Origin of the sequence: Streptomyces sp. WI03-4A (assembly GCF_033792105.1) — a bacterium.
Classification (GTDB): Bacteria; Actinomycetota; Actinomycetes; order Streptomycetales; family Streptomycetaceae; genus Streptomyces; species Streptomyces collinus_A.
Window position 1 is genome coordinate 1 of the sequence record NZ_JARAUO010000026.1, and the last position, 13529, is coordinate 13529.

Consider the following 13529-nt stretch of genomic DNA (forward strand, 5'->3'; position numbering starts at 1 on the left):
GCCCCAGCAGTGGTCCGGCGGCGACGACACCTCCGGCGTGGGCGTCCCGGCGCCCCAGCCGGGTGCCGCGCCGCAGGCCGCGCAGCCCGGCCCCGCCACCCCCGCGCCCGGCACCCCGCTCCCCCCGGAGCACACCGGTGCGCAGCGGGCGGCCCAGCCGCTGCCCGCCGAGGCGTCCGGACCCGCGGTCGACCCCAACTCCACGCAGGGGCGGGCCATCAGCGTGCGCACGCTGGGCCAGGGCGTGCCGTTCGCCCGGCAGGCGGCCCAGGTGCAGCTGCCGACGGCGACCCCGCCCCCGCACGCCCCGGGCGGTTCCGGCCGCCGGCGCAAGCTGGGCACGCGCCCCGACCCGGCCGCGCAGCAGGAGCAGCAGCCGGAGCAGGCGGCCCGTCCGCACCCGTCGGCCGAACAGCCGCCCGCGCAGCCCTCGCTCGCCGGGCAGTCCCGGCTCGCCCCGGCCACCGAGGGTGCCGGACGGTCGTACGCCATAGGCGCCCCGGACGCGAACGCGGCCGAGGGTCCCGAGCCGCTGGACGGTCCCGGTGGGGCGGTCGAGGTCGCGGACACCCCGCGCCCGCAGCCGCTGGACGACGAGCTCCCGCCGGAGCCGCTGGACAACCCGCGCCGGTTGCTGGTGTGGCCCGCGCCGGACGTGACGACCCAGCAGGCGCTGAGCGACCGCGGCTACCGGCCGGTGATCGTGCACTCGCGCGAGGAGGTCGACGCCCAGATCGCGGCCTTCCCCGCCGCGCTGTTCGTCGACCCGCTGACCGGTCCGATCACCCGTACCGCGCTGCAGTCACTGCGCCAGGCGGCGGTCGCGGCCGAGGTGCCGGTGCTGGTCACGGCCGGGCTCGGGCAGGCGACGCGCGAGGCGGCGTACGGCGCCGACCCCGCCGTGCTCCTGAAGGCGCTGGCGCCGCGGGACAGCGAGCAGCACCCGCCGCGCGTCCTGCTCATCGAGGAGCACGCGGAGATCGCGCTGGCGCTGACCGCGACCCTGGAGCGGCGCGGGATGCAGGTGGCGCGGGCCGCGAGCGACAACGACGCGGTGACGCTGGCGGGGCAGTTCCGGCCCAACCTCGTGGTGATGGACCTGATGCAGGTGCACCGCCGGCAGGCCGGGTTCAGCGGGATCATCGACTGGCTGCGCGCGAACGGGCAGCTCAACCGCACCCCGCTGGTCGTCTACACCGCCGCCGTCGACCAGGCCGACCTGCCGCGGCTGGCCTCGGGCGAGACGGTGCTGTTCCTCGCGGAGCGGTCCACCAGCGCCGAGGTGCAGACGCGGATCGTCGACCTGCTGGCCGGCATCGGCACGAACTAGGCCGTGTCAGCGAAGTCCCGCCTGCCCCACACCGCACTCGGCGGCCAACCACCGATCAGCCGCGTCAACAACGCTTCAGGTCAATACACCTAGGCCGTGCCCCCGGGGGCGACCAGCCGGCGTGCCGCCTCCTTGATCGAGGCGCGCAGCCGCTCGCGGTCGGGGGCGTCGCCGCCGGTGAGGATGCGCCCCATCTGCGGGACGACTGCGGTCCAGTTGGCGACGGCGACCAGGAGGAAGAGCAGGTCGCCCGGGGGGATGGCGTCGGTGATGACCCCGCGGTCCTGACCGTCCTCGATCGCGGCGACCTTGCGGGCGTAGTGGTCCTGGCGCTCGGTCTCGTCGGGCAGTTCGGCGCTGCCGTACTCGATGCCCTCCCAGAAGAGCAGGCGCAGCAGTTCGGGGTGGGCCGCGTGGTAGTCGAGGAGCCGGTCGACCCAGCCCTCGATGTCGTCGGGGTCGACGGGCACGGCCGCGGCCAGGTCGACCATGGACCGGCCCAGGACCTGGGTGAACAGCTCCGCCTTGTTGCCGAAGTAGGCGTAGATGAGCTGCTTGTTGGCCTTGGCCGCGGCGGCTATGCGGTCGATGCGGGCGCCCGCGATGCCGTGCCGGGCGAACTCGGCGACCGCCGCCTCGTAGATGCGGGCCCGGGTGGCCTCGGGGTCCCTGACTGCTCCCATGCGGTCAGCGTACCGCTCAAGTAACCAACCGTTTGGTTGACAGGGCATCGGAAAGAGGTGCAGTCTGCTGATGCAACCAACCAACCAGTTGGTTGTGAGAGTCGACTCCAAGGAGTGCCTCCGCTCATGCCGTCAGCGACCACCACCCACCAAGAACCCCGCACCCGGGGCACCGCTCCCGAGCGGGCCGCCTCCGGCCGGCTCTTCCTCCTGCTGATCGCCGTCTGCACCGCTGTCACGGCCGCCAACATCTACCTCGCGGCCCCGCTGCTGCCGCTCATCGCCCACGACTTCGGCACCGTCCCCTCCGCCGTCACCTGGATCGCCTCGGTCGCCCAGTTCGGCTACGCGGCCGGGCTCCTCTTCTTCGCCCCGCTCGGCGACCGGGTCGACCGGCGCCCCCTGGTCGCCCTGCTCTCCCTGGCCACCGCGGCCGCGCTGTGGCTCGGCGCGGCCGCGCCCGGCGCCGCCGCGCTCGCGGCCGCCGTCTTCGTGGCCGCGGCGGCCACCGTGATCCCGCAGCTACTGGTCCCGCTGGTCGCCGAACGCGCCCCGGCCCACCGCCGGGCCCGCCATGTCGCGGCCGTCATCGCCGGCCTGTTCACCGGGATCGTCGCGGCCCGGGTGGCTGGCGGCCTGGCCGGGCAGGCCTTCGGCTGGCGCTGGGTGTTCGCCGGATCCGGCGTGCTGACCCTCGTCCTGGGCCTGGCCACCGCCCTGGCCCTGCCGCGGGAGCGGCGCCGGCGGACGGGAGCGCTGTTCTCGGGCGTCGCCGAGCTGCCCGGACTGGTCCGCCGCTCCCCCGACCTGTGGCGGGCGTGCGTGCGGCAGGCCGGGATGTTCGGCGCCTGGAGCGCCCTGTGGACCTCGCTCGCCCTGCTGCTGACCGGCCCGGCCTACGGCCTGTCCACCGCGACCGCCGGCCTGTTCGGCCTGTTCGGGCTCACGGCCACCGCGGTGGCCCCGCTCGCGGGCGGCCTCGTCGACCGCTTCGGCGCCGCCAAGGTCGTGCGGTACGCCTATCTGCTGGCGGCCGTCTCCGTGCCGCTGTTCTGGCTCGGCGGTCAGGTCCTGGTCGCGCTGTTCGTGGCCGCCGTCGCCCTGCACGCCGCCCTGGTCGCCTCCCACGTGGCCAACCAGACGCTGGCCCTGACGACCACCTCGGCGCCGGCCACCGCCAACACCGCCTACGTGGTCGCCGGCTTCACCGGCGGCGCCCTCGCCTCCGTCCTGGCCGGTCTCGCCTACGCCCACTGGGGCTGGGACGGGGTCAGCGCGGTGGCGGGGACCTGGCTGGTGCTGGGCTGGGGGAGCACGGCGGCCCGCCGGTGACAGCGGCTCGCCGGTGACGGCGGCCGCGCTCCCCCGCCCGGTGCGGGTCAGAGCCGGGTGACGTCCAGATCGCCCTCGGCGTACCGCCTGCGCAGCACCTTCTTGTCGAACTTGCCGACGCTCGTCTTCGGCACCGCCTCGACGATCGTCCAGCGCTCGGGGAGCTGCCACCGCGCGATGTGGGCCTCCTCGGAGAGGAAGGCGCGCAGGATCTCGAAGTCGGCGGTGGCGCCCTCCCTGAGGACCACCGTGGCCAGCGGGCGCTCGCCCCACTTGTCGTCGGGCACGGCGACCACGGCGGCCTCGGCGACGTCCGGGTGGGACATCAGCGCGTTCTCCAGCTCGACCGAGGAGATCCACTCGCCGCCGGACTTGATGACGTCCTTGGCGCGGTCGGTGAGGGTGAGGAAGCCGTCGGGGGAGATGGTGCCGACGTCCCCGGTCTTCAGCCAGCCGTCCTCGCTGAACTTGTCGGCGGGGCGCAGCGGTTCGGCGTCGGGGCCGTTGTAGTAGGCGCCCGCGATCCAGGGGCCGCGCACCTCCAGCTCGCCCGCCGACTCGCCGTCCCAGGGCAGGCGTTCGCCGCCGGGTCCGGTGAGCCGGGCCTCGACGCCGGCCGGGAAGCGGCCCTGGGTGAGGCGGTAGGCGAACTCCTCGTCCGTGCCGACCGCGTGGGCCGGCGGGCGGGCCACCGTGCCGAGCGGGGAGGTCTCCGTCATGCCCCAGGCGTGGCAGACCCGCATGCCGAGCCCGTCGAAGGCGGCCATCAGCGAGGGCGGACAGGCCGATCCGCCGATGGTGACCTGGGTGAGGGTGGAGACGTCCCGGGGCCTCGCCGTCAGTTCGGCGAGCAGGCCCTGCCAGATGGTGGGGACGGCGGCCGCGTGCGTCGGCCGCTCCCGCTCGATCATCTCGGCGAGCGGGGCGGGCTGCAGGAACCGGTCCGGCATCAGCATGTTGACACCGGTCATGAACGTGGCGTGCGGCAGACCCCAGGCGTTGACGTGGAACTGCGGCACCACGACCAGGGAGGTGTCCTGGTCGGTGAGGCCCATCGACTGGGTCATGTTGACCTGCATGGAGTGCAGGTAGATGGAACGGTGGCTGTACACCACGCCCTTGGGGTCGCCGGTGGTGCCGGAGGTGTAGCACATCGCGGCGGCCTGGCGTTCGTCCAGCTCGGGCCAGTCGTAGCGGTCGGGCCGGCCGGCGATCAGCTCCTCGTACTCGTGCACGCGGACGGTGCCGCCGCCGAGCGGGGTGCGGTCGCCGGGGCCGGAGACGACGACGTGCTCCAGCGTGGGGAGCTTGGGCAGCAGCGGCGCGATCAGCGGGATCAGCGAGCCGTTGACGATGACCACACGGTCGGCGGCGTGGTTGACGATCCACACCAGCTGCTCGGCGGGCAGCCGCAGGTTGAGGGTGTGCAGCACCGCGCCCATGGAGGGGATCGCGAAGTACGCCTCGACGTGCTCGGCGTTGTTCCACATGAGGGTGGCGACCCGCTCGTCGTCCCGGACGCCCAGTTCGTCGCGCAGGGCGTGCGCCAGCCGGGCGGTGCGGGCGCCGATCTCGGCGAAGGTGCGCCGGTGGGGCTCGGCCTCACCGGTCCAGGTGGTCACCCGCGACGAGCCGTGGACCGCCGACCCGTGGGTCAGGATCCTCGAGATCAGCAGCGGTACGTCCTGCATGGTGCTCAGCACGGCGTCCTCCCGGGCGACATTGCCTACGCGGTGGTAGAGGTTGCGCTGATTCTGCGCACATACCGCGCGGTATGTCACTAGGGGGAGGCAAACTCGGGGCCCTTGAAGGCCGTTGAGCGGCCGAAATCCGGCGTCGGGGCCCGGTCCTAACGGACCAGGACCAGCTCCGGGTCCTCGCGCAGCTTGCCCAGGGCCCGCGAGACCGCCGACTTCACCGTGCCCACCGAGACGCCGAGCACCTCGGCCGTCTGCGCCTCGCTGAGGTCCTCGTAATACCGGAGGACGACCATGGCCCGCTGCCGCGCGGGCAGCTTCGTGATCGCCCGCCACATGGCGTCGTGCAGCGCCTGCCGTTCGGCCGGGTCGTCCGCGCCGGGCACCGGGTCCGGCTCGGGCAGCTCGTCGCAGACGTACTCGTCCACCCGGCGCTTGCGCCACTGCGAGGTCCGCGTGTTCAGCAGCGCCCGGCGCACGTAGCCGTCGAGCGCTCGGTGGTCCTCGATCCGCTCCCAGGCCACGTACGTCTTGGCGAGCGCGGTCTGCAGCAGGTCCTCGGCGTCGCTGGGGTTGGCGGTCAGCGAGCGGGCGGTGCGCAGCAGCACCGGCTGGCGGGCCCGCACGTACGACGAGAACGACGGGTACGTGGGGGTCCCCCCGGCCGCGCGGTGCCGGAGGGTCTGTCCCGCAGGATCGGCGGCGGCCGAGGCGCTGGTGCAGACGGGTGTGGTCATGGCTCCACGCTAGGAGCGGACCGCGCCCCGGGGATCGGCCCCAGGTCCCGAAGCCGCGTCCCCCTCAGGTTGTAGGGGTGGGGCTGCCTGCACCTCCTGAAGGTGGACTGCGGGTGTACCTCTCTACGGGTTCACCCCTGAGCCGTCACCCGTCGGCCGCCAGGACCAGCCCCGAGGTGGGTACCCCGGTGCCGGCCGTCACCAGGACCCGGGACGCCCCCGGCACTTGGTTGACGGACGTGCCCCGCACCTGGCGGACCGCCTCCGCCACGCCGTTCATCCCGTGCAGGTACGCCTCCCCGAGCTGGCCCCCGTGGGTGTTCAGCGGCAGCCGCTCCGCCGCCACGAAGTCCGGCGCCTCCCCTCTGCCGCAGAACCCGAACTCCTCCAGCTGCATCAGCACGAACGGGGTGAAGTGGTCGTAGAGGATGCCCACGTCGATGTCGGCCGGGCCGCACCCCGACGTCCGCCACAGCTGCCGGGCCACCACGCCCATCTCCGGCAGGCCGGTCAGGTCGTCCCGGTAGAAACTGGTCATCTGCTCCTGCGCCCGTCCGGAACCCTGGGCGGCCGCGGCGATCACGGCGGGCGGGCGGCGCAGCTCCCGGGCCCGTTCGAGCGACGTCACCACCAGGGCCTGGCCGCCGTCGGTCTCCTGGCAGCAGTCCAGCAGCCGGAGCGGCTCCGCGATCCAGCGGGAGGCGGCGTGGTCGGCGAGGGTGATGGGGCGGCCGTGGAACCAGGCGGCCGGATTCGTCGCCGCGTACTTGCGGTCCACCACGGCCACGTGCCCGAACGCCTCCGGGGTCAGGTTGTGGGCGTACAGGTAGCGCTGGGCCGCCATCGCCACCCAGGAGGCCGGGGTGAGCAGCCCGAACGGCAGCGCCCAGCCGAGCGCCACCCCTTCCGCCGACGGCTCCCGGTGCCGCACGCCCGCACCGAACCTGCGGCCCGACCGCTCGTTGAAGGCCCGGTAGCAGACCACCACCTCCGCCACGCCCGCCGCGACCGCGAGCGCCGCCTGCTGGACGGTCGCGCAGGCCGCCCCGCCCCCGTAGTGGACGCGGGAGAAGAAGGACAGCTCCCCCATCCCGCAGGCCTGGGCCACGGTGATCTCCGGGCTGGTGTCCATCGTGAACGTCACGAGGCCGTCCACGTCCGCCGGGGCGAGCCCCGCGTCCTCCAGGGCGGCCCGGACCGCCTCCACCGCCAGCCGCAGCTCGCTGCGCCCGGAGTCCTTGGAGAACTCGGTGGCCCCGATGCCGGCGATCGCGGCCCGGCCGCCGAGGGAGTCCCGGGCGCGGGCGCTCATGACGCGGCCTCCGGGCCGTGCGGGTCTGCGCGCGAGGCGGCGGCCGGATCGGTGGGCGCCTCGGCGGGTGGGTCGGCGGGTGGGTCGGCGGGCGCGTCGGCGGGTGGGTCGGCGGGCGCGTCGGCGGGTGGGTCGGCGGGCGCGTCGGCGGGCGCGTCGGCGGGCGCGTCGGCGGGCAGGGTGACGGTCACCGTGCCGGTCACGTGGCGGCCCAGGGCGTTGTCCCCCGCCACCCGGACCGTGGCCGTGTCCCCGTCGACCTGCTCGATCCGGCCGGTCAGCACCATCGTGTCCCCCGGGTAGTTGGGCGCCCCCAGCCTGATGGCGACCCCGCGGAGCACCGCGGCCGGGCCGAAGTGGTCCGTGATGTACCGGCCGACCAGCCCGTTGGTCGTCAGGATGTTCATGAAGACGTCGGGCGCCCCCTTGCACCGCGCCAGTTCGGGGTCGTGGTGCACGTCCTGGTAGTCCCGGGAGGCGATGGCCCCGGCCACGATCAGGGTGCGGGTGATCGGGATCTCGAGCGGCGGCAGCTCGGCGCCCGGCGCCGGTGTCCTCGGGGCGGGGCGCACGTCAGCCCTCACCTCCGACCACCCGGAAGACCGGCAGGACCCCCGCGTCCTCGTACGTGCGGAACTCCACCCGGACCGGCAGGCCGATGCGCACCTTGTCGGGCGGCACCCCCACCACGTTGCTCACCATCCTCACTCCTTCGGCGAGTTCGATCAGGCCGACGGCGTAGGGGCTCCCGGCGCCGGTGCCGCTGCCGCTGTCGCCGCCGTCACCGGGAACGGCTTCGTGTTCGGGTTCGGAGAAGGCGGTGGAGGGCGGGTGGTGCATCACCACGTACGAGTGGACCGTGCCCTCACCGCTCGCCTCGACCGTGTCCCAGTCCAGGCCGCCGCAGGCGTTGCAGCCCGGCAGCCACGGGTGGCGCAGGGTGCCGCAGTCCGCGCAGCGCTGGACGAGGAGCCGGTGCGCGGCCACGCCCTCCCAGAAGCCGGCGTTGTCCCGGTTGACCACCGGCCGGGGGCGCCGGGCCCGGGGCACGCGCGCGGCGGGGGCGTACTTGAGGATGCGGAAGCGGTGCGTGCCCACGAGGTCGCCGCCCACCCGGACGTCCATGCGGGTCGTGACGAAGTACCCGGTGCCGAGCTTGGTGGATTTGCGGCCCGAGACCGACTCGATCACCGCCTCGAAGGTGACCTGGTCGCCCGGGCGCAGGGGCCGCAGGTACTCCTGCTCGCAGTCGGTGGCCACCACCGAGGTACAGCCCGACTCGTCGAGCAGGGCCAGGAGCTCGTCGTACGCGCCGGTGCGGCCGTCGTGGCCGGAGAGGCCGCCCATCGTCCACACCTGGAGCATGGTGGGCGGGGCCGTGGCGTCCGGTCCGCGGTACGTCGCGCAGGTGTCGCCCATCGCCTCGCACCAGTGCCGGATCATGGGGGTGTTCACCGGGTCCTTGCCGACACCCCCGACAACGGCAGCGCGCCCCTCATACGCCCTGAGCCGCGCTCCCAGCGGGTCCGCCGCACCGCTCACCCCGGCCCCCTCGTCGTCCCGAGCCGCTTCTCCGCGACAATTTCTGACTGTCCGTCAGATAACAGAGCCTGTCAAGGCCGGCCGGCGCCGGGACACGCCTGCGCGGCGGCACCGAAGCACCGCCGCGCGGACGCCTTGCGACCCCGAAGCACACCCCTGAGGGCCCTCCCCACGAGGGACCTCAGCCTGGACTCACCACCACAGCGGCGTGAAGTGGACGGCCACGTTCCCGTTGCCCTGCTGGAGGGCCGTCCAGGCGGATCCGTTGACCTGCGCGGTGTTGCTCTGGTTCGTGGCCCCCGAGCCGACCGCGTTCTGCTGTGTGGTGGACGAGTTTCCGTTGTTGTCGTGGCCGACGCCGCTGCCGACGACGCTGGCCACTCCGGCGTTCGATCCGTCGCTCGCGAGGGCGCCGTTGTCCGCCGCGGCGACGCCGGCGAACAGGGCGGCGGCGAGCGGGAGCGCGGAGACTGCGGCGATGACGCGGGCGGTACGGATGCTTGCCATGTTGTTCCTCCAGAACAGGGCACTCATCGGTCCCAGGGACCGACAGCACGTGAACTACGGCTATCAGCAAGGCGGTTGGCCGACCGCCTCGACTTTCGTGCACGACGTCGCGAGACCAGAGTTGCCCACCGAATCCCCGGCGAACCACCCCGGAAGCCGTGATTCGCACGCAAGCGTGAGGACAAGTCGATAAACCCCTATCGCCACTTTTAGTCTTCTCTCGCCACAAGAGACCACAGAGCCGACCTTCAGTCACCAAGCACCACAAGGGGCGAATCGTTCCGGCGGCCTTTCCGGCCATTTCCCCTGGTCGGGCGCGTCGCCGCGGACCCCCACTTCCCTTTTTCGAACATGAGTACGAACATGGTGCCATGGCCACCACCGACCGGCAGGCCACGACGCTGGCCCTCGCACACGCCCTGTCAGCCGCCGAACGCGGACTGGCCGTCATCCCCCTGTCCCGGACGAAGCTCCCGGCCCTGCGCTCCCCGCACCGCGACGACCCCGGCCCCACGCCCTGCCACGGCCAGTGCGGCCGCTTCGGCCACGGCGTGTACGACGCCTCGACCGACCCGGCCCGCATCCGCGCCCTGTTCGCCGCCGCGCCCTGGGCCACCGGCTACGGCATCGCCTGCGGCCTGCCGCCGTACCACCTGATCGGCGTGGACCTCGACACCAAGTCCGGCACCGACTCCTCGACCGCCCTGCGCGAGCTGGCCCTGCGCCACCTGTTCACGATTCCGGAGACGGTCGTCGTCCTCACCCCCAGCGGCGGCCGCCACCTGTGGCTGACCGGCCCGCCGGACGTCGTCGTCCCCAACTCGGCCGGGCGGCTGGCCCCCGGCATCGACATCCGGGGCGCCGGCGGCTATCTGGTGGGCCCCGGCTCCCGCACCGACCACGGCGCCTACGCCACCGCGCCCGGCACCGCCCACCTGCCACCCGCCACCTGCCCGCCGGCCCTGCTCCGGCTGCTCCTGCCCCCGCCGCGCACCGCGCACCCGGCCGCCCCGCCCGCCGGCGACCACGGACGGGGCCTGGTCCAGTTCGTGCTGAGCGCCCACGAGGGCCAGCGCAACACCCGCCTGTTCTGGGCGGCCTGCCGCGCCTACGAGAACGGCATCGGACCCGCCCTCCTCACCCCCCTCCTCGAAGCGGCCCTCCACACCGGCCTCCACGAACACGAGGCCCGCGCGACGATCGCGTCGGCGGCCCGCATGACAGGCCACCAGCCCTGAGGCCCGCCGATCCCCGCCGCACACCACGGGTCTCCCGGCTCCGCTCGGGGCCCCGCTCCTGCCTCCGGCGGGGGATCGGCCGGCACCGGGACGGAGGGGGCGCCGTTCCCGAGGATCTCCACTCACCTGAAGCGCTACCGAGCGCTGAAGCGGTAGCCGTCGTCCGTTCGTGCCCCTCATGTGCCCGATCGACCGGGGAACCATGGGGAACGGTGGTCGCGGGCGGCCACCGGCCATGGCGAAGGCCCCCGACCGGTGTTGCTGGTCAGGGGCCGTTCACCTAGGCGGTGGGTGTGGGATTTGAACCCACGGTGACTCGCGCCACGACGGTTTTCAAGACCGTTCCCTTAGGCCGCTCGGGCAACCCACCTGCGCCGCCGCCCAGCTGGGGCGGAGCGGGGTACAGCGTACCGGGATCCTCCGGCCGCCGGGGCGGTGGTCCGCACCGGGCCGTCGCCGCGACGGGACGTGCCCCCGCGCCGGTGGGCACCTACACGCGCGTGCCGGTCAGCTGTCGCCCACGCGGGAGCCGAGGGTGAGGTCCACCGTGTGCTCGCCGCCGCCCCGCTTGTAGGTGACCGTCACCTTGTCGCCGGGCTTGTGGGTCCAGATCTCGCCGATCAGGGTCGGGCCGCTGTCGATCACGTGGTCGTCGAGCTTGGTGATGACGTCACCGGGCTTGAGGCCGGCCTTGTCGGCGGGACCGCCCGACTCGACCGCGGCGGAGCCGCCCGTGCCCTGATCGGTGATCTTCGCGCCGCCCGTGGAGTCCTCCAGGGAGACGGACGCGCCGATCTTGGCGTACACCGGCTTGCCGGTCTTGATCAGCTGCTGGGCGACGTACTTGGCCTGGTTGATCGGGATCGCGAAGCCGAGGCCGATCGAGCCGGACTGGCCGCCGGAGCCGAGGCCGCCGCTGCTGGAGGACTGGATCGCCGAGTTGATGCCGATCACCGCGCCGGAGGCGTCCAGCAGCGGGCCGCCCGAGTTGCCGGGGTTGATCGACGCGTCGGTCTGCAGGGCGCTCATGTAGGAGGCCTTGCTGGAGGAGCTGCCGTCGCTGGAGGCCACCGGGCGGTCCTTGGCGCTGATGATGCCCGTGGTGACCGTGTTGGACAGGCCGAAGGGGGCGCCGATGGCGATGGTCTCGTCGCCGACGGCCACCTTGTCGGAGTTGCCGAGGGCGAGCGGCTGAAGGTCGGAGGGGGCGTTCTTCAGCTTGATGACGGCGACGTCGTAGCCCTGCGCGTGGCCGACGATCTCCGCGTCGTACTTCTTGCCGTCCGGGAAGGTCGCCGTCAGCTTGCCGCCGTCCACCGCGTCGGCCACCACGTGGTTGTTGGTGACGATGTGGCCCTGCTTGTCGAAGACGAACCCGGTGCCGGTGCCGCCCTCGCCGCTGGTGCTCTCCGCCTCGATGGTGACCGTGCTGGGCAGCGCCCTGGCGGCCACGTTGGCGATGGTGCCGGGAGCCCGCTTGACCTGCGAGGCGCTGCTGTCCGAGGCGGAGACGGTGGTGGAACCGCTGGTGTCGTTGTCCTTGGCCAGGGTGTAGCCGAGGCCGCCGCCGAGGCCACCGGCGACCAGCGCGGCCACCAGGACGGCGGCGACGAGACCACCGCGTCCGCTGCGCGGCTTCGGGGCGGGCTGCTGGTACGACGAACCCCAGCCGCCGGCACCCGCGCCACCCGCGCCGTCGCCGTAGGACGGCGTGGCCGGCGGCGGGGGCGGCCAGGAGCCCTCGGGGCCGGGACCGCCGTAGGGCTGGTGGGCGTCGGCTCCGGGGCCGCCGTAGGGCTGCTGCTGGGCGTCGGGGCCGGGACCGGCGGCGTGCGCCGCGGGCGTCGTGCCCTGCTCAGCAGCGCCGGGGGTGCCCGGGGGGACCGGCGGCAGCTGTGCCGTCGGCGCGCCCGCGTCGGGCGCGGAGCCCTGCGGCGAAGCAGCGGGAGATGCCACCGGCACAGGAGGTGCGGACGGGGCCGGGGGTACCGCGTTGCCCTCGTTCTCGGTGCTCACAGCTCTTCTCCTCGATCCACGGCTGTTGTATGCAGTCAGCTTTTCCCACGGGCCGTCAGAGCACCATAAGCGGTGGCTGTGGGTCCAGGGGCACCCTTTACATAGGACATTTTCGGCAAGAGTTACATAAACCGGCAGAGTGGATGCCTCCGTTCGCCGCACGGCCCCCACCGCGCCGCCCCGTGCACCCCACGACGGTGGCACCATGACGCGGTGACCCACGCACCACAGCACGCGATCCAGGTCGTCGCCCACCGGGGCGCCTCCGAGGACGCGCCCGAGCACACCCTCGCCGCCTACAAGAAGGCGATCGAGGACGGGGCGGACGCCCTGGAGTGCGATGTCCGGCTGACCGCCGACGGCCACCTGGTCTGTGTCCACGACCGGCGGGTGAACCGTACCTCCAACGGCCGCGGCGCCGTCTCCGCCCTGGAGCTGGCCGATCTCGCGGCCCTGGACTTCGGCTCCTGGAAGTCCCGGGACGCCTGGCGCGGGCGGGACGAGGAGCCCGACTGGGAGCACCTCCCCGAGGACCCGGCGGAGACCGCGGTGCTCACCCTGGAGCGGCTGCTGGAGCTGGTCGCGGACTCCGGGCGGCGGGTGGAGCTGGCCATCGAGACCAAGCACCCCACGCGCTGGGCGGGGCAGGTGGAGGAGCGGCTGCTGCACCTGCTCAAGCGGTTCGGCCTGGACGCGCCCCGCACGGCCGCCGACTCACCGGTGCGGATCATGAGCTTCTCGGCCCGCTCCCTGCACCGCGTGCGTGCCGGGGCGCCGACACTGCCGACGGTCTACCTGATGCAGTTCGTCTCGCCCCGGCTGCGCGACGGGCGGCTGCCCGCGGGTGTGCGGATCGCGGGGCCCTCGATGCGCATCGTGCGCAGCCATCCCGCGTACGTGGAGCGGCTGAAACGCGCGGGCCACCAGGTCCACGTGTGGACCGTGAACGAGCCCGGGGACGTGGACCTCTGCGTCGAGCTGGGCGTGGACGCGATCATCACCAACCGCCCCGCCGCGGTGCTGGAGCGGCTGGGCCGCTGAGGCCGGCCGCCGCCGGGGCGGCGGCACCCGGACACGGTCCGGCAAAGGCCGGGCAAGGAGCGGTGCACACCCCTTGACCCCCGCACGCCGCTCC

General features: G+C 73.7%; 10 protein-coding genes, 1 tRNA gene and 2 pseudogenes. 4 read left to right on the forward strand and 9 right to left on the reverse strand.

From position 1 onward, the window contains the following. Positions 1 to 1330, forward strand: a pseudogene (locus PV343_RS24275) (hypothetical protein); the annotation flags it as partial. A gap of 89 nt (positions 1331 to 1419) precedes the next feature. Here PV343_RS24275 and PV343_RS24280 read toward each other — a convergent pair. Further along, positions 1420 to 2013: a TetR family transcriptional regulator gene (locus PV343_RS24280; protein ID WP_319149069.1), complete on the reverse strand. Its 594-nt coding sequence runs from the start codon at positions 2011 to 2013 to the stop codon at positions 1420 to 1422. 126 nt (positions 2014 to 2139) lie between these two features. On the opposite strand from PV343_RS24280, the gene PV343_RS24285 reads away from it, so the two are divergent. Continuing rightward, positions 2140 to 3345 carry an MFS transporter gene (locus PV343_RS24285; protein WP_319149070.1) on the forward strand — a complete coding sequence of 402 codons (1206 nt, stop codon included), beginning with the start codon at positions 2140 to 2142 and terminating at the stop codon, positions 3343 to 3345. 47 nt (positions 3346 to 3392) lie between these two features. On the opposite strand, the gene PV343_RS24290 is transcribed toward PV343_RS24285, so the two are convergent. The 6 genes and pseudogenes from PV343_RS24290 to PV343_RS24315 all read right to left on the reverse strand — a co-directional run bounded on the left by PV343_RS24290 (position 3393) and on the right by PV343_RS24315 (position 9140). Continuing rightward, on the reverse strand, positions 3393 to 5048 hold the full coding sequence (locus PV343_RS24290; protein ID WP_319149071.1) for a long-chain fatty acid--CoA ligase: 1656 nt from the start codon (positions 5046 to 5048) through the stop codon (positions 3393 to 3395). 146 nt (positions 5049 to 5194) lie between these two features. Further along, the gene (locus tag PV343_RS24295; RefSeq protein WP_319149072.1) at positions 5195 to 5779 is read right to left on the reverse strand and encodes a SigE family RNA polymerase sigma factor; all 585 of its coding nucleotides are present in this window, start codon (positions 5777 to 5779) and stop codon (positions 5195 to 5197) included. Between the two features lie 145 nt (positions 5780 to 5924). Then, a complete protein-coding gene (locus tag PV343_RS24300) occupies positions 5925 to 7091 on the reverse strand; it encodes a lipid-transfer protein (RefSeq protein ID WP_319149073.1) in 1167 nt (388 codons plus the stop codon). Between the two features lie 164 nt (positions 7092 to 7255). Beyond that, positions 7256 to 7663, reverse strand: a pseudogene (locus PV343_RS24305) (MaoC family dehydratase); the annotation flags it as partial. A gap of 1 nt (position 7664) precedes the next feature. After that, positions 7665 to 8633, reverse strand: coding sequence for a bifunctional MaoC family dehydratase N-terminal/OB-fold nucleic acid binding domain-containing protein (locus PV343_RS24310; protein WP_319149075.1), 969 nt, complete (start codon positions 8631 to 8633; stop codon positions 7665 to 7667). Between the two features lie 192 nt (positions 8634 to 8825). Next, positions 8826 to 9140: a hypothetical protein gene (locus PV343_RS24315; RefSeq protein ID WP_020941016.1), complete on the reverse strand. Its 315-nt coding sequence runs from the start codon at positions 9138 to 9140 to the stop codon at positions 8826 to 8828. 371 nt (positions 9141 to 9511) lie between these two features. Here PV343_RS24315 and PV343_RS24320 point away from each other — a divergent pair, with 371 nt between their 5' ends. Further along, positions 9512 to 10378 carry a bifunctional DNA primase/polymerase gene (locus PV343_RS24320; protein ID WP_319149076.1) on the forward strand — a complete coding sequence of 289 codons (867 nt, stop codon included), beginning with the start codon at positions 9512 to 9514 and terminating at the stop codon, positions 10376 to 10378. A 285-nt stretch (positions 10379 to 10663) separates the two neighbouring features. Here the strand turns inward: PV343_RS24320 and PV343_RS24325 are convergent. Both PV343_RS24325 and PV343_RS24330 read right to left on the reverse strand, forming a co-directional pair. Then, positions 10664 to 10748, reverse strand: a tRNA-Ser gene (locus PV343_RS24325). A 137-nt stretch (positions 10749 to 10885) separates the two neighbouring features. Next, the gene (locus PV343_RS24330; protein WP_319149077.1) at positions 10886 to 12394 is read right to left on the reverse strand and encodes a S1C family serine protease; all 1509 of its coding nucleotides are present in this window, start codon (positions 12392 to 12394) and stop codon (positions 10886 to 10888) included. A 213-nt stretch (positions 12395 to 12607) separates the two neighbouring features. Here PV343_RS24330 and PV343_RS24335 point away from each other — a divergent pair, with 213 nt between their 5' ends. Continuing rightward, positions 12608 to 13435: a glycerophosphodiester phosphodiesterase gene (locus PV343_RS24335; RefSeq protein ID WP_319149078.1), complete on the forward strand. Its 828-nt coding sequence runs from the start codon at positions 12608 to 12610 to the stop codon at positions 13433 to 13435. Positions 13436 to 13529 lie beyond the last annotated feature (94 nt).

Excerpts from the sequence above, each read along its gene's own strand:
- PV343_RS24320 (WP_319149076.1), top strand. The coding sequence starts at position 9,512 with ATGGCCACCACCGACCGGCAGGCCACGACGCTGGCCCTCGCACACGCC.
- PV343_RS24295 (WP_319149072.1), bottom strand. The coding sequence starts at position 5,779 with ATGACCACACCCGTCTGCACCAGCGCCTCGGCCGCCGCCGATCCTGCG.
- PV343_RS24285 (WP_319149070.1), top strand. The coding sequence starts at position 2,140 with ATGCCGTCAGCGACCACCACCCACCAAGAACCCCGCACCCGGGGCACC.
- PV343_RS24300 (WP_319149073.1), bottom strand. The coding sequence starts at position 7,091 with ATGAGCGCCCGCGCCCGGGACTCCCTCGGCGGCCGGGCCGCGATCGCC.
- PV343_RS24280 (WP_319149069.1), bottom strand. The coding sequence starts at position 2,013 with ATGGGAGCAGTCAGGGACCCCGAGGCCACCCGGGCCCGCATCTACGAG.
- PV343_RS24315 (WP_020941016.1), bottom strand. The coding sequence starts at position 9,140 with ATGGCAAGCATCCGTACCGCCCGCGTCATCGCCGCAGTCTCCGCGCTC.